This window comes from Sphingobium sp. CECT 9361 (genome assembly GCF_918741285.1).
Classification (GTDB): domain Bacteria; phylum Pseudomonadota; class Alphaproteobacteria; order Sphingomonadales; family Sphingomonadaceae; genus Sphingobium.
Genome location: NZ_CAKKNC010000008.1, coordinates 109,805 through 128,379, shown reverse-complemented (window position 1 = coordinate 128,379; position 18,575 = coordinate 109,805). Strand labels below are relative to the sequence as shown.

The window sequence follows — 18,575 nt, the reverse complement described above, 5'->3', positions numbered from 1 at the left end:
CTTCCTTGTTACTCGTCTGCCTGAACGAGAAGGAAAGCCCTTCGACAGGCTCAGGGCGAACGGAACAGAGGCGGGTGCAACATGCAACTGACCGTCTGGACATATGAAGGCCCGCCCCATGTCGGGGCCATGCGGATCGCCACCGCGATGGAAGGTCTGCATTATGTCCTGCACGCGCCGCAGGGCGACACCTATGCCGACCTCCTCTTCACGATGATCGAACGGCGCGGCAAGCGCCCGCCCGTCACCTACACAACCTTTCAGGCGCGCGACCTCGGCAAGGACACTGCCGAACTCTTCCAGACAGCAGCCCGCGAAGCCTATGCCCGTTATCAACCGCAAGCGATGATCGTCGGCGCGTCCTGCACCGCCGAACTTATTCAGGACGATCCGGCGGGGCTCACCGATGCGATGCGCCTGCCGATTCCGGTCATTCCGCTCGAACTGCCCAGTTATCAGCGCAAGGAAAACTGGGGCGCGGCCGAAACCTTCTACCAGATCGTACGCAAACTGGCCGACAAGGATGCGCACCCCGCCCCCCGTGAAAACCGTCGCCCACGCGCCAATCTGCTCGGCCCCACGGCGCTGGGTTTCCGCCATCGCGACGACATCATCGAGATCACGCGCCTGCTCGACAGCATGGGCATCGACGTCCATCTTACCGCACCGCTGAGTGCTTCGCCCGCCGACATCGTGCGGATCGGAGAAGCGGATTTCAACATCCTCCTCTACCCCGAAATCGGCGATACTGCCGTCCGCTGGCTGGAAAAGACCTTCGGCCAAAAGACCGTCCGCACCGTCCCCATCGGCTATGGCGCGACCAAGGATTTCATCCGCGAAGTCGCCGCAATCGCAGACGTCGATGCAGCCCTGGCGCTGGATGACTCCCGCCTCCCCTGGTGGAGCCGCTCGGTCGATTCGACCTATCTTACCGCAAAGCGCGTCTTCATCTTCGGCGACGCCACCCATGCCATTGCCGCTGCCCGCGTAGCGCGCGACGAACTGGGTTTCACCGTCGTCGGCCTCGGCTGCTACAACCGCGAATTCGCTCGCGACCTGCGTGACGCGGCCAAGCTCTACGGCGTCGAACCACTCATCACCGACGATTATCTGGAAGTCGAAGACGCCATAGCCGCCCTGCAGCCCGAACTGGTACTCGGCACACAGATGGAGCGCCACATCGCCAAGCGCCTGCGCATCCCCTGCGCCGTCATTTCCGCGCCGGTCCATGTGCAGGATTTTCCCGCGCGCTACAGCCCGCAAATGGGGTTCGAAGGCGCGAACGTCCTCTTCGACACCTGGGTCCATCCGCTCGTCATGGGACTGGAAGAGCATCTGCTCACCATGTTCCGCGACGATTTCGAATTTAGCGACAGCGCGGGTGCCAGCCATCTGGGCCACGGGCGTGTCGCCCTGGCCACCCCCTCCCCGTTCGTCCCGAGCGAAGTCGAGGGACCGATACCGGGCGCAGCGGAAAGTCCCTCGACTACGCTCGGGACGAACGGCGGTTTGAATGGAGTTTGGTCCGCCGAAGCCGAAAAGGAATTGCTGAAAATCCCGTTCTTCGTTCGGGGGAAAGCGCGTCGGAATACCGAGCGTTTCGCCACCGAGCAGGGTCTCGCCGCTATCACGCTCGAGACACTCTATGATGCGAAGGCCCATTATGCGCGCTGAAGCTTCCTCCCCCACGCCCCCCGTCCGCGTCGTCATCGTCACGCTGGACAATCACCTGTCGGGTGCCGTCCGCCGCGCCGAAGCACAATTTGCTGCAGCGGGCCAGAACATCAGCATCGGCTTCCACGCCGCCGCCGACTGGGAGGAAAAGCCCGAAACGCTGGCCGCTGCCCGCGCCGACATTGCGCGCGGCGACATCATCCTGTGCACCATGCTGTTTCTGGAAGACCACATCAACGCCGTCCTCCCCGATCTGACCGCACGCCGCGAAGACTGCGATGCGATGGTCGGCCTGATGTCCGGCACCGAAATCGTGAAGCTGACCCGGCTGGGCGATTATCGCATGGACAAGCCCGCCAGCGGCCCGCTCGCACTGCTCAAGAAGCTGCGCGGATCGTCCAAGCCCGGCGCCAGCTCCGGCGCGAAACAGATGACGATGCTGCGCCGCCTGCCCAAGATCCTCCGCTTCATCCCCGGCACCGCGCAGGACGTAAGGGCTTACTTCCTAACGCTGCAATATTGGCTGGCCGGGTCGGACGACAATGTGGTCGACCTGATCCGCGCGCTGATCGGGCGCTATGCCGCCGGGCCGCGCCAGCCGCTGCGGGCGATGATGAAGGCCGTAGCCCCGCGCGAATATCCCGATGTCGGCGTCTATCATCCTGCGCTCAAGCAGCGAATGAGCAAGCTGGCATCCGACCTGCCGATGAAGCGCAACGCGACCGGCGCCGTTGGCGTCCTGATGCTGCGTTCCTATGTGCTGGCCAAGGATGCGGGCCATTACGACGGCGTAATCGCAGCGCTTGAAGCGCGCGGCCTCAATGTCATTCCCGCCTTCACCGGCGGTCTGGATGGACGTCCCGCCATCGAAACGCTGTTCATGCGCGACGGTCATGCGACGGTCGATGCCGTAATAAACCTCACCGGTTTCAGCCTGATCGGCGGCCCTGCCTATAACGACGCTGCCGCTGCCGAGGATATCCTCGCACGGCTGGACCGCCCCTATATCGCCGCGCATCCGGTTGAGTTCCAGACGCTGCAAAGCTGGGGCGCGAACCGTCAGGGTCTGCTCCCCCTGGAATCCACGATGATGGTCGCCATTCCAGAACTGGACGGCGGCACTGTGCCGATGGTCTTCGGTGGCCGGTCGGACGGATCGGACACCCCCTGCACCGGCTGCACGCGCGGCTGCGTCTTCCCTGCGGGCGGAGATGTTCGCGCCATGCAACCCTGCAGCGAACGCGCCGAAACCCTCGCGGGTCGCGTCCTCAAGATGATCGAACTGCGCCGCGCCGAAACCGCCGAGCGCCGCGTAGCCATCGTCCTCTTCAACTTCCCGCCCAATGCAGGCGCAGTCGGCAGCGCGCAATTCCTCGCCGTGTTCGAATCCCTCCACGCCACGCTGCGCCGCCTCGCCAGCGAAGGCTATACGGTCGATGTCCCCGCCAGCGTCGACGCCCTGCGCGACGCCATCCTCAACGGCAATGCCGCCCGCTATGGCGCGGATGGCAATGTCCACGCGCGGGTCAGCGCGGATAGCATCGTCGCCAATGAAACCTATCTCGCCGATATCGAACGCGAATGGGGTCCGGCCCCCGGCAAGCTGCAGGCCGATAGCACATCGGTGCAGATCCTCGGCGCGCGCTTCGGCAATGTCTTCGTCGGCATTCAACCTGCCATCGGCATCGAAGGCGATCCGATGCGGCTGCTGTTCCAGGGCCGCTTCGCCCCGACCCACGCCTTTGCAGCTTTCTACCGCTGGCTGCGCGAAGATTTCCGCGCCCATGCCGTGTTGCATTACGGCACGCATGGCAGCCTGGAGTTCATGCCCGGCAAGCAGACGGGCCTCAGCGCGATGTGCTGGCCGGACCGCCTGATCGGCGACTTGCCCAACATCTATCTCTACGCCGCCAACAATCCGTCCGAAGGCGTACTCGCCAAGCGTCGGTCGGGCGCGACACTCATCAGCTACCTCACCCCCGCGCTCATCAATGCAGGCGTCTATAAGGGGCTGGCCGATCTCAAGGCTTCGGTCGATCGCTGGCGCGGTGCAGATCACGATGCCGACGACATGACCGGCCTAGCCGATGTCATTGCAGAGCAAGCCACCGCACTGGACCTCGACGGCACCGACATTCCCACCCTTGCCGCGCGCCTCTACGAAATCGAGCGCGAACTCATCCCGCAGGGTCTGCATGTTGCAGGCGCAGCGGCGACCCGCGAAGAGCGCATCGAAATGCTGCTCGCTTCAGCCAGCGCACGCGAAACCCCGCTGGATCGCGAAACCGTCATCGCCCTGATGGATGGCACCATCGCTGCCGACACACCGCTGCTGCAGGAACTCGCCGCACTCGACATCGCACTGTCATCCAATGGCGAACTCGACGGCATCGTCGATGCGCTGAACGGCAAATATATCCGCCCGGTATCCGGCGGCGATATCCTCCGCACCCCGGATATCCTCCCCACCGGACGCAACATCCACGGCTTCGACCCCTTCCGTATCCCCTCCGCCTTTGCCGTGCGCGATGGCGCGGAACAGGCGCAGCGCCTGATCGAACGCAGCATGACGGACTCGGGCCATCTGCCCGAGACCGTCGCAATGGTCCTGTGGGGGACCGACAATCTCAAGAGCGAAGGCGCACAGGTCGCGCAAGCCATGGCGCTGATGGGTGCCCGCCCCCGCTTCGATGGTTACGCCCGCCTCGCCGGGGCCGAACTGATCCCGCTTGACGAACTCGGTCGCCCCCGCATCGATGTGATCGCCACCTTGTCCGGCGTGTTCCGCGACCTCATGCCGCTCCAAACCCGGATGCTCGCCCAAGCCGCATTGCTCGCCGCGCAGGCCGACGAACCGCTGGAGATGAACTTCATCCGCAAACATGCGCTCGCGCATCAGGCCGAACATGATTGCGACATCGATACCGCCGCCCTGCGCGTCTTCTCCAACGCGGAAGGAGCCTATGGCGCCAACGTCAATCTGATGATCGACACCGGCGCATGGACCGATCCCAACGAACTGGCCGACAGTTTCGAACGGCAAAAAGGCTATGCCTATGGCGTGTCCGGCGCGCCGGCGCGGCAGGCCGCGATCCTCGCTTCCGCGCTCAAGACTGTCGATTGCGCCTATCAGAACCTCGAATCCGTCGAACTCGGCATCACTGCCATCGATCAATATGTCGATGCGCTGGGCGGCATCAGCCGCGCCGTCACCCGTGCCAAGGGTGGTGCCACCGCGCCGGTCTACATCGGCGACCAGACGCAGGGCGCAGGCAAGGTCCGCAGCTTGCAAGAACAGGTCGCACTCGAAACCCGCACCCGCATCCTCAACCCCGTCTGGACCGAAGGGCTGCTCCGCCACGGCTACGAAGGCGTCCGCCAGATCGAAGGGCATGTGACCACGACGATGGGCTGGTCCGCCACCACCGGCGAAGTCGATCCCTGGGTCTATCAGCGGATCAGCGAAACCTATGTGCTGGATGCCGCCATGCGCGAACGCATCGCGGCCCTCAATCCCAAGGCATCGGCGCGCGTCGCCAACCGCCTGATCGAAGCATCGGAACGCCAATATTGGACGCCCGATGCCGCTACGCTGGCGGCGCTCCATGCCGCCAGTGACGAACTGGAAGATCGCCTCGAAGGCGTCGTGGCTCAAGTCCCTCAAAAAGTCGCGGCGTAAGGATAAAAGAACATGGCATTACTCGACCCCCCTTCAAAACTGCGCCTCGACGGTGACGGCAGCGTTCAGGTCCAGATGGATCCCAACGACCGCATCGGAAACGCCAAGGTATTCGCGGTGTACGGCAAGGGCGGGATCGGCAAGTCGACCACCTCGTCGAACCTGTCCGCTGCCTTCTCGCTGCTTGGCAAGCGCGTGCTGCAGATCGGCTGCGACCCCAAGCATGACTCGACCTTCACGCTGACCAAAAAGCTGATGCCGACGGTGATCGACGTCCTCGAAACCGTCGAGTTTCACGCCGAAGAATTGCGCCCCGAAGATTATATGTTCGAAGGTTTCAACGGCGTGATGTGTGTGGAGGCCGGTGGCCCGCCCGCTGGCACCGGCTGCGGAGGCTATGTCGTCGGACAGACCGTCAAGCTATTGAAACAGCATCACTTGTTGGAAGAAACCGACGTCGTAATCTTCGACGTGCTGGGCGATGTGGTATGCGGCGGCTTTGCGGCCCCCTTGCAACATGCCGAGCGCGCGGTGGTCGTCGCCGCCAATGATTTCGACAGCATCTTCGCGATGAACCGCATCGTCGCCGCCATCAAGGCGAAGTCGAAGAATTACGATGTGCGCATGGCCGGCGTCATCGCCAACCGCTCCGCCGCCACTGACGAGATCGACCGCTTCAACGAAGCCACCGGACTCAAGCGCCTTGCCCATTTCCCCGATCTCGACGCGATCCGCCGCAGCCGCCTGAAAAAATGCACGCTCTTCGAAATGGATTCGACGCCCGAAGTCGATGCCGCCTGCCTCGAATATAAGCGCCTCGCCGCGCAGATGTGGGCAGGCTGCGATCCGCTCGACGCGCAGCCGATGAAGGATCGCGAGATCTTCGAATTTCTGGGGTTCGAATAATGGCCACCGCGACCTACGCTTCCTATCGCAGCCGCCTCGAAACCTATTTCGACCGCACGGCGAGCAAGACCTGGGAACAGCTCACATCCGACGCCCCGGTCAGCGGCATCCGCGCCACGGTGCGCGCCGGTCGCAACCGGATGCGCGACACGCTGCTTTCCTGGCTCCCAGCCGACATGACGGGTATGCGCCTGCTCGACGCGGGTTGCGGCACTGGCGCGCTGGCAGTCGAGGCGGCCCAACGCGGCGCGCATGTCGTCGCCATCGACGTTGCGGGCAGCCTGGTCGACATCGCCAAGCGCCGCGCGCCAAAAGGGCTGTCGATCGACTGGCGCGTGGGCGACATGCACGATCCAGCGCTTGGCACCTTCGACCATGTCGTCGCAATGGACTCGCTGATCCACTATCCCACCTTCGACATCGTCGATGTGCTGAAGGGGCTGGCGGAACGCACCAACGGCTCAATGCTCTTCACCTTCGCACCGCAGACGCCCTTGCTGATGGCGGCGCTCGGCATGGGTCGGCTTTTCCCCCGCGGCGACCGTTCGCCAGCGATCCTGCCCGTCAAGGAACGCCTGCTCCGCACCCTCATCGTCAACGCCATGCCCACTACCCGATTGGGCCGTGACCTGAAGGTACAGGGCGGTTTCTACACCAGTCACGCCCTGGAGGTCGTCACGCTATGACCACGAGCCGTACCCACGCATTCTGGAACAAGGTCGGGATGAAGTTCCTGCCCTTCGCCGATGCGGCGACAGCGGAGTTGCCCCTGGGCCGCCTGCTGCGCCTGTCGCTGTTTCAGGTTTCCGTGGGCATGGCCGCCGTGTTGCTGACAGGCACCCTCAATCGCGTAATGATCGTCGAACTGGGCACGTCGGCGACGCTCGTCGCGCTGATGGTGTCGCTGCCCTTGGTGTTCGCACCACTACGCGCGCTCATCGGCTTTAAGTCCGACACGCATACCTCAAAGCTAGGCTGGAAGCGGGTTCCCTACATCTGGTTTGGCACCTTGCTGCAATTTGGCGGCTTTGCGATCCTCCCATTCGCGCTGCTGGTGATGACGGGCGAAGGCCATGGTCCAGCCGTATTCGGCCATGCAGGCGCGGCGCTGGCTTTCCTGATGGTCGGCGCGGGAATGCACACCACGCAGACCGCCGGATTGGCGCTCGCCACTGATCTCGCGCCCGAAGCGGCCCGCCCCCGCGTCGTCGCGTTGCTCTATGTCATGCTGCTCCTCGGCGTGATGATCAGCGCGCTGGTGATCGGCCAGCTTCTCAGCAACTTCACCCCCACCCGCCTCGTCCAGATCATTCAGGGTGCGGCGCTGCTGACGGTCATCCTCAACATGACCGCTCTCTGGAAGCAGGAAGCCCGCAACCGTCAGGCCACTGCAGAGCAGGACAACCGCCCGACCTTCCGCGAAGTCTGGTCGCTGTTCATCGTCCGCCCCACGACAAAGCGCCTGCTGGCCTCCGTCGGTCTGGGCGCAGCCGCGTTCAGTATGCAGGACGTGCTCCTGGAGCCCTATGGCGGACAGATCCTCGGCCTCTCGGTCGGCGCCACCACTTCGCTGACCGGCCTGTGGGCTATGGGTATGCTCGGCGGCTTCTCCCTCGCCGCGCAAAAGCTCTCGACCGGTCGCGACCCGCACCGCCTTGCCAGCATCGGCGCACGCGCTGGCATCTTCGCTTTCCTCCTCGTCATTTTGGCGGCTCCGCTGCAATCGGGCGCTATCCTCGCCATCGGCGGTATGCTCATCGGCTTTGGCAATGGCATGTTCTCGGTCGGCACCCTCACCGCCGCGATGGCCATATCGAACGAAGGCAAGAACGGCCTCGCGCTTGGCGCATGGGGCGCGGTGCAGGCGACGTGCGTGGGCCTAGCCATCGCCATCGGCGCCTTTGCCCGCGACATCATTTCCAGTGCCGCCGTCAACCGTGCACTGGGCGGCGCCTTTGCCGCCCCCGCCACCGGCTACGCCTTCGTCTATGTCGCCGAGATACTGATGCTGTTCGGCACCATCGCCGTGCTGCGCCCACTCGCCCGCCCCACCATCAAGCAATGGGACGGAGCGCAACAGCGCTTTGGCCTCAGCGAATTTCCAATCTGACGGCCCAAGGAAGGGAAACTGGTCATGAACCCGCAAATCACCCAAGGAATCGATGTTGCATCATTGACGCTCTATGCGTTCTTCCTCTTCTTTCTGGGCCTCGTCTTCTATCTCCGCCGGGAGGACCGACGCGAAGGTTATCCGTTGGAGGACGAAATGTCGGGCCGCATCGACACCCCCGGCGGCCCCCTCTCGACTGCCAGCCCCAAGACGTTCCGCATGCCCTTCGGTCATGGCACCGTGACGGTCCCCAATAACAAGCGCGATCCCTTCGATATCAAGGCTTACCGCACCGATCGCTTCGGCGGCGCACCGATTGCCCCCACCGGCAACCCGCTGATCGACGGCATCGGCCCGGCAGCATGGGCCGACCGCGCCAAGCGCCCCGATGTAGATTATGAAGGCCATGCCCGCATCGTGCCCATCAGCGCAGCGCCCGGCTTCACCATCGCCAAAGGCGATCCCGATCCGCGCGGCATGCCGGTATTGGGTGCCGACGGCCAGCTTGCCGGAACGGTCCACGACATCTGGATCGACAAGGCCGACCGCCTGATCCGTTACCTTGAAGTCGAAGTCGGCGGGATCGCAGGCAAGCATGTCCTGGCCCCGATGATGATGGCCATGATCAACAAGAGCCAGCGCACCGTCACCATCGACGCGCTCCTCGCCAGCCAGTTCGCCGACGCGCCGGTCATCGACGCAGCGGACACGATCACGCTCTACGAAGAAGAACGCGTGCAGGCCTATTTCGGTGGTGGCTATCTCTACGCCACCCGCGAACGTCAGGAGCCACTGCTGTGAGCGAATATGAGAATGAGCCGATCCCCGGCCTTCCCGGCAACCTGCCCGCAGGCGAGCATATCGTGTGGCAGGGCGCACCCGACTGGCGCATCCTGGCCCGCACGGCGTTCCATACGCGCCTGATCGCCGGATATTTCGGCGTCCTCACAGTGGTCGCCTTGGTCGAGGCTATCCGCGCCACCGCCGCATCCCCAACGCACTTCATGGGCGTGGCGACGACGATCGTCGTGGGGATTGCAGGTGTCGGCTTATTGCATCTGCTGGCATGGGGAACCGCCCGCACGACGATGTACACGCTGACCAATCGCCGCGTGGTCATGCGCATCGGCATGGCCCTGCCCAAGTGCATCAATCTGCCGCTGGGTCAGGTCGGTCGCGTGGATTTGAACGTCCGGGCCGACGGTTCGGGCGACTTGCCGCTCACCCTCACCAGTGCACAGCGGCTGGGTTACGCAGCCTTATGGCCCCATGCCCGTCCGTGGAAGATTTCGACGCCGCAACCGATGCTGCGCGCCATTCCCGACGCCACCAATGTCGCAGCATTAATCGCCCGCACCTGCCTTGCGGCCAATCCGGGCGGAGCAATGTCAACCGTGGAAGCGCCCACCGCATCGATCCCCCATTATGGAGAGGCAGCAGCCGCATGAGCGCCACCCACAGCCATGAAGGGATGCTGCCCCGCGGCACGCTGATGATCGCAGGGGCGCTTGTCGCCTTTGCCCTTACCGCGACAACCGCAGTCCGCGTCTTCCACATTCCGCCGGTCGCTTCGCCGGTCGCACTGCGGACAGCCGAACATATCGCCCCGGTCCAGACCCGCAACATTCGCTTCATCGACCGGAAGGACGGTGCCGTCGTCATTCAGGACAGCGACACCGGCGCGACGGCTTATGTCATAGAGCCGGGCATGAAGACCGGGTTCGTCCGTGCTGTCATGCGCGGCCTTGCTCGTGACCGGATGATGCGCGGCATCGGCTCCACCCCGCCGTTCACGCTGACACTGTGGAAAGACGGCCAATTGTCGCTGACCGACACCGTGACCAAGCGCACCACCGAAATGACCGCATTCGGCACGGACAATCGCGCCGCGTTCCTCATCCTGCTCGCCAACGCAGGCAAGACGCAGTGATGGCCTTCCGCCGCTCCAGCTTCGACACCGCCTGTCGCATCGAAGTCGAACATAGCGACGCGCATCTGCACGCGCATGTGGAGTTGGCGGACGGCATCGCCATGCATCCGGGCGACAAGGTGCGCGTCCATGGCGAACCCATCAGCGTCGGTTTTGGCGAGCGGCGCGTGTTCGACCGCATCGCAACCGTCGAGCGCGCCAGCCTGATCGAACGGCTGTGGACCAAAGTATCGGGGCATTTCGAACTGTCCGAACTGTATGAAGTCAGCTTCACTTCGCGGAGGATCTCATGAACGCCATCACCCCCATCGCGGCCGCCGAAGCGATGGAAATCGCCCAGCAGGACACGATCCTCGCCCCGCGTTTCTACACCACCGATTTCGATGCCATCGACCGGATCGACGTGTCGCCAGTGCGTACCGAGTGGGACAAGCTGATCGCGGAAATGGCCGCCGATCCCAACAAGCTGCACTTCAAGCGGACGCAGGCATTCGACGGTGTGATCGAGAGCCTGCCCGATGGCGTGCGGCAGGAATTTGTCGACTTCCTCGTCAGCTCGATGACGTCGGAATTTTCAGGCTGCATCCTTTATGCCGAAATCGCTCGCCGTGCGAAGAACCCCGACATCAAACAGCTTTTCCGCCTGATGAGCCGCGACGAAAGCCGCCATGCCGGCTTCATCAACGATACGCTGAAGGACTCCGGCATCGGTATCGATCTGGGCTTCCTGACCAAGACCAAGAAATACACCTATTTCCGTCCCAAGTTCATTTTCTACGCGACCTATCTGTCGGAGAAGATTGGCTATGCGCGGTACATCACCATCTACCGCCACCTCGCCCGCCATCCGGAGCTGCGCTTCCACCCGATCTTCAACTGGTTCGAAGAATGGTGCAATGACGAGTTCCGCCATGGCGAAGCCTTTGCGATCCTGCTGCGCACCGATCCGAAGCTGCTGAGCGGCATCAACAAACTGTGGATCCGCTTCTTCCTCGTCGCGGTGTACGCCACTATGTACGTCCGCGATCACAACCGCCCCGCCTTCCACAAGGCGCTGGGTGTCGATCCGACCGAATATGACCATAAGGTCTTCTCGCTGACATCCGAAATCACGCGGCAGGTTTTCCCGGTGGTGGTCGACAATGAAGGTCCACGCTTCCGCCGGGGGTTGGAACGGATGCGCATCCTTGCCGCGAAGATCGACGATGCAAAGGCGCAGGGTGGCATCATTGGCGGCATCAAACGCGCAGCCCTGACCGCGCAAGTGGCCGTCGCTTTCCTCAACCTCTACCTCACCCCCGTCGTCGCCAACGAAGCGCCCGCCGATGTGCGCCTGGCGCCCGTCTGGTGAGCATAGCCCCGCTCTTCTTCGCGCTCCTGATGTGGTTCATCGGCACGGCGGCGGTCGTGTGGCTGGACAGCCGCCCGCAGCACACCTTCGCCACCAGCTTCCGCCTGTCCGGACTGGTGGCGCTGGCGGCAACTGGCGCCGTATGGTTCACCGCCGGAGAGCAGGACGCGCATGGCGCCTATGTCGGTTTCGGTGCCGCCATCCTCATCTGGGGCTGGCACGAAATGGGGTTCCTGATGGGCTTCGTGGCCGGATCGCGTCGCGATCCACTCCCCGAAGGCGTGACAGGCTGGCCGCGCTTCCGCATGGCCGCCGCCACGGTAATGCACCATGAAATCGCGCTGGCGCTGACGGCCTTGGCACTGTTCGCGATAACCTGGGGCCAATCGAATCAGTCCGCGCCGCTCACTTTCCTGCTGCTGTTCCTGCTGCGCCTCAGTGCCAAGTTCAACCTGTTCCTGGGCGTGCCGAACCTGTCGGACGAAGTGTTCCCCGCGCATCTCGCCTACCTCAAAAGCTATTTCCGCAAGCGCAGGATGAACGCACTTTATCCCTTCTCGCTGATCGGCACCGGCGCCATTGCCGCATGGGCATGGATTGCTGCGGAAAGCGCGCCGTTCGGCGGCGAGGCAGCAGTCACCGCCACCTTGCTTTTCGGTCTTGCAGCGCTGGGCATCATAGAGCATCTGTTTCTCGTGCTGCCACTGCGCGACGCGAAACTTTGGACGTGGGCTTCTTCGGAGGCTCCGTCTTCCAGGACGACTGCAACAACCGCGGCGAAGACCGCTATAACAGACTAGACTATCGGAGGGCATGCACATGGATTTCGAAGCATTTTTCACCGGCGAACTCGATACGCTCAAGGGTGACGGACGCTACCGCATTTTCGCGGAGCTGGAGCGCAAGGCGGGTGCCTTCCCGCAGGCACATCACCATAATGAAGGCGCCGTCAGCGACGTAACCGTGTGGTGCTCGAACGATTATCTGGGCATGGGCCAGCATCCCAAGGTGCTGGACGCGATGCACGCGACGCTCGACAAATGCGGCGCAGGCGCAGGGGGCACGCGCAACATTTCCGGCACGACCCACGCCCATGTGCAGCTCGAACATGAACTGGCCGATCTGCACAACAAGGAAGCGGCGCTCCTGTTCACTTCCGGCTATGTATCGAACTGGGCAGCGCTCGGCACATTGGCTGCGCGGATTCCCGGCTGCATCGTCCTGTCCGATGCGCTGAACCACGCTTCGATGATCGAAGGCATCCGCCACAGCCGCGCCGAATGCCACCGCTTCACTCACAATGATCCGGTGGATCTAGACCGTCGCCTGTCGGCAATGGACCCGGCCCGCCCCAAGCTGGTCGCCTTCGAAAGCGTCTATTCGATGGACGGCGACATCGCCCCTATCGCCGAAATCTTGGACGTCTGCGAAAAGCATGGTGCCATGAGCTACATCGACGAAGTCCACGCCGTCGGCCTCTACGGTCCGCGCGGCGGCGGCATCGCCGAACGTGAAGGGCTGATGGATCGCATCACCGTGATCGAAGGTACGCTGGGCAAGGCCTATGGCGTGATGGGCGGCTATATCGCTGGGTCAGCCGCGGTAGTCGACTTCGTCCGCAGCTTCGCCAGCGGCTTCATCTTCACCACGGCTTTGCCCCCGGCATTGGCCGCCGGTGCCTGCGCCAGCATCCGGCACCTGAAGGACAGCACTGCCGAACGCGAAGCGCACAAGGAACGCGTGGCGCAGGTGCGTCGCCGTCTCGACGCCATCGGCATCCCGACGATCGACAACCCCAGCCACATCATCCCGGTGATGGTGGGCGACGCGCACAAGTGCAAAATGATCAGCGACTGGCTGCTGGAAAATCATGGCATCTACGTACAGCCGATCAACTATCCGACCGTCCCCGTCGGCACCGAGCGCCTGCGCCTGACGCCTTCACCCGTGCACACCGATGGTGACGTCGACCGTCTGGTCAGCGCACTATCGGAAATCTGGTCGCATTGCGAACTCGCGCGACGCGCCATGGCCGCCTGACGGCAGCGTCCCACATACAAAAGCCCGCTTCCCATACCAGGGAAGCGGGCTTTTCTTTGCCGCCAATCAGTCTTCGATGAAATGCCGTCGCAACCGCCGCACAAGCAGCCACACGACCAGCAGCACCACCGGCACGGACGCGCCCATTGCGATGTCATGGTGCACGCCGGAGATAAGCCCGAACACATATCCCAGTAACGCCACCAGATAGTAGCTGATCGCCACCACCGACAGTCCTTCGACCGTTTGTTGTAGCCGCAATTGCAATTGGGTGCGTTTGTTCATCGAGGTCAGCAGATCGCGGTTCTGCATCGCAAGCGCTGTATCGATCCGCGTGCGCAGCAATGCGCTCGTCCACGCCGCCCGTTGCGACAGGTCGTCCAGCCGGTCGGAGAAGGAAATACAGGTCCGCACCGCCGGCATCAACCGCCGCTCGGTAAAATCGGCCAACGTCTGATACCCCGTCATCGCGCCAACACTCAGGCTATGCAGTCTTTCCGTACTGATCTGGGAATAGGCCCGCGTCGCGCTCATACGATAGCGCGTTTCCGCGATCAGGCGCGCTAGCTCGGCCGACAGGAACGTCAACTCGTCCAGCAACTGATCGTCCCGAGATACGCGCTCGGACACCGCATGGGTCAGCGCTGCCAACCGCCGCTCCAGCCGCGAGACGTCAGGGCTGAGCCGCTGCGCCAGCGGCAGGCCCAGCAAGGCCATGTTGCGGTAATTGCCCAGTTCCTGAAGGCGCGCCATCAATTGCGCCGCTTCATCCCGCGCCAGCCCCTGATCTATGACGAGCAGCCGCCCGAACCCATCGGCGTGCAGGCGGAAGTCCGACATCATCAGCGCCTTACCCTGCAACACTTCGCACAGGATCAGGGCTTCATCGTCGAACCATTCGTCGCGCGTTGCTCTGTCTGGAACCGGCGTACCAAGGGGATAGAGAGCGATCTGTGTCGCCCGGATGACCTCGCCGGGCATATTCGCGAATATCTCGGACGACAGCGGATCGAACGTGTCGGTTGCGAACGGCTCACCGAACGGCCCATGGAGAATAAGCGTGTAGCTTGCAAATTCGGTATGCCGTTCCCAAACCAGTGTCATGCTGCCCAGATCGATGACGGCATATTTGGCGTGGGGGGGCAGGTTCATGCCGCGTTTGAGGGCAATCGGTTCGATATGCGCCCGCGCTTCGCTCGCCGCCGTCTCGCCCAGCACAGTGACAACCTGCAGCAATCGGCATGGCGCCGACATGCGCGGCAGGCGACGGACATGCATTTCTTCGGAAAGCGATGCCCGCAACGGGTGGCTTCTGGCTGTCAGATTATCCACGCCAGAAGCCTCCTTTTGCTATGTTAATTGTATCAAGCCAGTGGCGTCACTGCGTTGCCTTGGTCGTATCCGTCATCGCCGCCGGCGTGTTGAAAGCGTCCGGCACGGTTTCATCCGCATTCGGCCCGCCTTCAGCAGGGACGACCGCAGCTTGTGCTATCGGCGGCCCTTTTAGCACGGGATTGTCCGCAATCATGCTCTTCCCGCCCAGGGGCTTGGAAAGACCCTGATGGCAGGTCATGCAGTTGACTTTGTACGGATCGCCCAACGGTCCCTTGCGATACGCCGGGAATACCGACTGCAGCGAGGAAATATATTGGTCGTTGGTATCACGCACCATGCGGATGCCATAATAGGCCGTGGCGCGCTGCGCCCGGCTGAGTGACCAGGATCGGAACGACTGCGAGTTATGGCAGTAGGTGCAGTTCACCCCCAAGGAGGAACTGAGGTGCATCATCAGGCCGTAGCTGCTCTCTGCCGCCTTGATCGACACGACATGGTTCTTAGAGGGATAGGCGCTGCTTGACGCGACCCGGATCTGATTGGCGTTCTGGAAGTAGTCCGTGAAGCCCTGCGACGGCAGCGATGCGTATCCGACATTGGGATCGGGCGCATTCTGTCCGAACTTCGCGCCCCGAATACGTCCGGGATTGGGTGAAGCCACCGCATCCGTCCACTTATATTGCGGCACCGCATTGCCTGCGTGACAGGTATAGCATGTCACGCCCGTCTGCTTCACATGGCTGGCGTATTTCGTGTTGATGTTCCAGGTCATCTGAATCATCTTGCGCGCGACGATCTTCGTATATTTCTCGTCGGACGCCAAATTCTCGGGGTTGTGGCAGTAATTGCACCCTTGCGCCGGCGGCGCGACCCATTGGGTGATCGCTGCCATCAGATGATTGAACCGTTCGGCACTCACCCCACCCAGAACCTGAACATTCTGATAGGACTCGGAGGCCAGCGGTCCGGTATCTTCCGGCACCGCATAAGGCGCAGCGGGAATGGCGGCAGCCTTTGCCATATGATCGGGATCGTTGATCTGATTAAGGCCTGCGCCGCGATAACCGACTTGTGACACCGTTTTGGGCCCCAGTTCACAGCCTGTCAGCAGAACCAGCGAACCCAGCGTCACACCGAAAGTGACGGTCTTTGCATATGTGCTCATTGGGGCGCTCCCGGCAGAGTGGCAGGATCGATGGTTCCGGTGCCGGGGTAGCTGGGGGCATAGCCATGCTGGATCGCCCAGAGATACCAGTTATCGACAACAGTGCCGGTCAGCAGGATGCCGATGCCGCCGGTCAGCGGGGTGAGGACGGCAAACCACCAGGCCCAGCGATGGATCGATTCCATCGTCGCGTTGAACCCCATGGTCCAGCGCCAGAACAAAGCCGCGCGTTCGGATGCCGTACCGCGGTCGGTGATCTGCTCGATCTCGCGCTCGCCGCCGTAACGACCGACCGCAAGGATCGTCGCACCATGCATCGCGAACAACAGCGTCGAACCGTAGAGGAACGCGATGGAGAGGCAGTGGAAGGGATTGTAGAAGAGATTGCCGTAGCGGATCGAAAAGGCTGCGGTCCAGTCAAGGTGTGGGAAGATGCCGAAAGGCACTGCCTCTGCCCAGCTTCCCATCAACATCGGCCGCAGGAAACCCAGCACGACCATCAACCAGATGGCGCTCATGAACGCCCAGAATATGTGCGTACCCATGCCCAGCTCTCTGGCACGGCGATAGGTCCGCGCCGCCCACAGCAGCACCGATGTCGTCATGAAGAAGCCGGCCATCTGCCACCATCCCCCTTCGGCCAGTGGCACGAAGAGCTGGAAGCCATATTTGGGTGCAGGCGGTTCCAGCGCGAGCCAGAAGAGCTGACGGGCGAACTGCACCGGGTCCCAGTTGACCGACGCCCACATGTTGAGGCCGATGATCTCGAACGCGAGGAAGCCGCAGACCAGCGAAGCCATGCCCAGAGTGCCGAGATAGATCGGCCCGATCTGCGCATTACCGAACTTGCCCATCCAGTAATTGAAGAAGCCCTTTCCGATGCGATCGAAGCTGCCAGGGGGAAGCGCGGGGCCCATTTCGGGTGCAGCGCGAAGCTGAACCTGAGTGAAAATGTTTTGATAGCGTGCCATGTTCCTCGCTCCCCTCAAGACCAGATCGGCAAGTTGAGCCACCAGGTCCACCATTCCGGCCAGCCGCGCGCCCATAGCGGGCCGCTGATGATGATGCAGATCGCGCTCCAGAAGCCTGCCGACAGGGCCAGGAACAGGCCCAGGCGATGAATGCCTAAGGTGCCGACCGAATAGCCGATGGTGTCGCGGAAGAAGGTGTCTTCATATTCCGGCGACTTCACTTCGCCATTACCCGGACCCTTGGGATCGGGATTGACTGCCGACAGGACCAGCCCGCCATGCAGCGCCAGCGCGAAGGTGGTGGTGAAGAAGAAACTCACCGCCAGCATGTGCGCCGGGTTATAATGGAAGTGCAGATACTGGTATCCGGTGTTCGATACCCAGTCCAGATGGCTGAAAATGCCATAGGGAAAGCCGAATCCCCATGCGCCCAGCATCCACGGGCGGATCACCACGAGCGACACATAAGCGAAAATCGCGACGCCAAAGGCAATCGGCACATGATAGCCGATGCCCAGCTTTCGGCAGATTTCCGCTTCGCGCAAGGCCCAGGACGTAAACGCCCCGACCGCGCACATGGTAATGATCTGCCAGAACCCACCTTCGCGTAAGGGCGCGAGGCCAAGGCCATAGCTGATGTCAGGGGGTGCGATGCTGATGAGCCACGGGTTCCACGTCGGCCCCAGCGAAGCTGCGTAAAAAATCAATGCCGTCCCCAAACTCGCGAAGATCGCCGTGGTGACGCCAAAGAACCCGACGTAAAATGGACCTACCCAATAATCGAACAGGTCGCCGCCGATGAGCGTGCCACCCCTGACTCGGTATTTCCGTTCGAAGCTAAGCAACGCCATTGCGATCTCTCCCCCCGCGACACTTTCGACGGGTCGTTTGAGTAGTTCTGTTCAAGTGGACGAGGTCGACCTAGCCCGCCCTCGCCCACTCGCAATTGCAGCAAAGGCGCCCGTCAGGTTGCCGGAGGTGCTGCAGGAGCCTCCATCGCCGCCGGTGCCTTTGCAGGACCGTCGAGCCAGTTGAACCGGTCGGTGCTGAGCAGGATGAAGTGAATCAACAGTGCCAGCACGAACAGGAAAATCGCGAGGGCGGTAAGCGTCCTGCGCGGGTCGAAGATCATCCATAATCTCCACATGAGATGGTCTCCTTATGCCAAGAGGGATGTGATGGCGTTGCTCGCCACGGCCACGCCGTGATCGACCATCGCATAGCCTTCGGGACCGGGCAGCCAGGGCCGCCAGCTCCATGCGAGGAAGTGCGCAATCACCGCCACTATCGTGAAGATAATGAAGCTGGTGATGAAGATCTTGTGGAACTCCTTCGCCTCTTCCGGGGTCAGGTATGTGCCCGGCCCCAATCTATCGTCTCTATTGTCGCTCATGTTTCGTCTCCATTCTGCCCG

18 protein-coding genes are annotated in these 18,575 nt (G+C 62.6%); 12 read left to right on the top strand and 6 right to left on the bottom strand.

The features are described from left to right. Nucleotides 1-81 precede the first annotated feature (81 nt). Genes bchB through hemA form a run of 12 tightly spaced genes read left to right on the top strand, consistent with a single transcriptional unit; the run spans nt 82 to nt 13,690 of the window. Nucleotides 82-1,674, top strand: coding sequence for a ferredoxin:protochlorophyllide reductase (ATP-dependent) subunit B (gene bchB / locus LQ220_RS13230; RefSeq protein ID WP_230188767.1), 1,593 nt, complete (start codon nt 82-84; stop codon nt 1,672-1,674). After that, nucleotides 1,664-5,353 carry a magnesium chelatase subunit H gene (locus tag LQ220_RS13225; RefSeq protein WP_230188766.1) on the top strand — a complete coding sequence of 1,230 codons (3,690 nt, stop codon included), beginning with the start codon at nt 1,664-1,666 and terminating at the stop codon, nt 5,351-5,353. Before bchB ends, LQ220_RS13225 begins: the two co-directional genes overlap by 11 nt. A 12-nt stretch (nt 5,354-5,365) precedes the next feature. Next, nucleotides 5,366-6,259 carry a ferredoxin:protochlorophyllide reductase (ATP-dependent) iron-sulfur ATP-binding protein gene (gene bchL, locus LQ220_RS13220; RefSeq protein WP_230188765.1) on the top strand — a complete coding sequence of 298 codons (894 nt, stop codon included), beginning with the start codon at nt 5,366-5,368 and terminating at the stop codon, nt 6,257-6,259. Continuing rightward, nucleotides 6,259-6,945 (top strand): magnesium protoporphyrin IX methyltransferase, encoded by a 687-nt coding sequence (gene bchM / locus LQ220_RS13215; RefSeq protein WP_230188764.1) that lies wholly within the window; start codon nt 6,259-6,261, stop codon nt 6,943-6,945. Before bchL ends, bchM begins: the two co-directional genes overlap by 1 nt. Then, nucleotides 6,942-8,369 carry a BCD family MFS transporter gene (locus LQ220_RS13210; RefSeq protein WP_230188763.1) on the top strand — a complete coding sequence of 476 codons (1,428 nt, stop codon included), beginning with the start codon at nt 6,942-6,944 and terminating at the stop codon, nt 8,367-8,369. Before bchM ends, LQ220_RS13210 begins: the two co-directional genes overlap by 4 nt. A 24-nt stretch (nt 8,370-8,393) precedes the next feature. Then, nucleotides 8,394-9,170: a photosynthetic reaction center subunit H gene (puhA, locus tag LQ220_RS13205; RefSeq protein ID WP_230188762.1), complete on the top strand. Its 777-nt coding sequence runs from the start codon at nt 8,394-8,396 to the stop codon at nt 9,168-9,170. After that, nucleotides 9,167-9,817: a photosynthetic complex putative assembly protein PuhB gene (puhB, locus tag LQ220_RS13200; RefSeq protein ID WP_230188761.1), complete on the top strand. Its 651-nt coding sequence runs from the start codon at nt 9,167-9,169 to the stop codon at nt 9,815-9,817. The genes puhA and puhB overlap by 4 nt, the downstream gene beginning before the upstream one ends. Beyond that, a complete protein-coding gene (puhC, locus tag LQ220_RS13195) occupies nt 9,814-10,299 on the top strand; it encodes a photosynthetic complex assembly protein PuhC (RefSeq protein WP_230188760.1) in 486 nt (161 codons plus the stop codon). Before puhB ends, puhC begins: the two co-directional genes overlap by 4 nt. Then, nucleotides 10,296-10,592 carry a hypothetical protein gene (locus LQ220_RS13190; RefSeq protein WP_230188759.1) on the top strand — a complete coding sequence of 99 codons (297 nt, stop codon included), beginning with the start codon at nt 10,296-10,298 and terminating at the stop codon, nt 10,590-10,592. Before puhC ends, LQ220_RS13190 begins: the two co-directional genes overlap by 4 nt. Continuing rightward, on the top strand, nt 10,589-11,650 hold the full coding sequence (acsF, locus tag LQ220_RS13185; RefSeq protein WP_230188758.1) for a magnesium-protoporphyrin IX monomethyl ester (oxidative) cyclase: 1,062 nt from the start codon (nt 10,589-10,591) through the stop codon (nt 11,648-11,650). Before LQ220_RS13190 ends, acsF begins: the two co-directional genes overlap by 4 nt. Further along, the gene (puhE, locus tag LQ220_RS13180) at nt 11,647-12,450 is read left to right on the top strand and encodes a putative photosynthetic complex assembly protein PuhE (protein WP_230188757.1); all 804 of its coding nucleotides are present in this window, start codon (nt 11,647-11,649) and stop codon (nt 12,448-12,450) included. Before acsF ends, puhE begins: the two co-directional genes overlap by 4 nt. Nucleotides 12,451-12,469: 19 nt before the next feature. Then, the gene (hemA, locus tag LQ220_RS13175; protein WP_230188756.1) at nt 12,470-13,690 is read left to right on the top strand and encodes a 5-aminolevulinate synthase; all 1,221 of its coding nucleotides are present in this window, start codon (nt 12,470-12,472) and stop codon (nt 13,688-13,690) included. 66 nt (nt 13,691-13,756) lie between these two features. Here hemA and LQ220_RS13170 read toward each other — a convergent pair whose 3' ends face one another. From LQ220_RS13170 to pufB, 6 genes are all read right to left on the bottom strand, one after another. Next, entirely contained in the window at nt 13,757-15,022 is a 1,266-nt protein-coding gene (locus tag LQ220_RS13170; protein ID WP_230188755.1) for a DUF3422 domain-containing protein, read from the bottom strand. 46 nt (nt 15,023-15,068) lie between these two features. Further along, complete coding sequence (gene pufC / locus LQ220_RS13165; RefSeq protein ID WP_230188754.1) at nt 15,069-16,190, bottom strand: photosynthetic reaction center cytochrome PufC; 1,122 nt, start codon at nt 16,188-16,190, stop codon at nt 15,069-15,071. Further along, entirely contained in the window at nt 16,187-17,161 is a 975-nt protein-coding gene (gene pufM, locus LQ220_RS13160; protein WP_230188753.1) for a photosynthetic reaction center subunit M, read from the bottom strand. The genes pufC and pufM overlap by 4 nt, the downstream gene beginning before the upstream one ends. A 14-nt stretch (nt 17,162-17,175) precedes the next feature. Next, entirely contained in the window at nt 17,176-18,012 is an 837-nt protein-coding gene (gene pufL, locus LQ220_RS13155; protein ID WP_230188752.1) for a photosynthetic reaction center subunit L, read from the bottom strand. A gap of 113 nt (nt 18,013-18,125) precedes the next feature. Next, the gene (pufA, locus tag LQ220_RS13150; RefSeq protein WP_127691325.1) at nt 18,126-18,308 is read right to left on the bottom strand and encodes a light-harvesting antenna LH1, alpha subunit; all 183 of its coding nucleotides are present in this window, start codon (nt 18,306-18,308) and stop codon (nt 18,126-18,128) included. A 12-nt stretch (nt 18,309-18,320) separates the two neighbouring features. After that, a complete protein-coding gene (pufB, locus tag LQ220_RS13145; protein WP_230188751.1) occupies nt 18,321-18,554 on the bottom strand; it encodes a light-harvesting antenna LH1, beta subunit in 234 nt (77 codons plus the stop codon). Nucleotides 18,555-18,575: the final 21 nt, after the last annotated feature.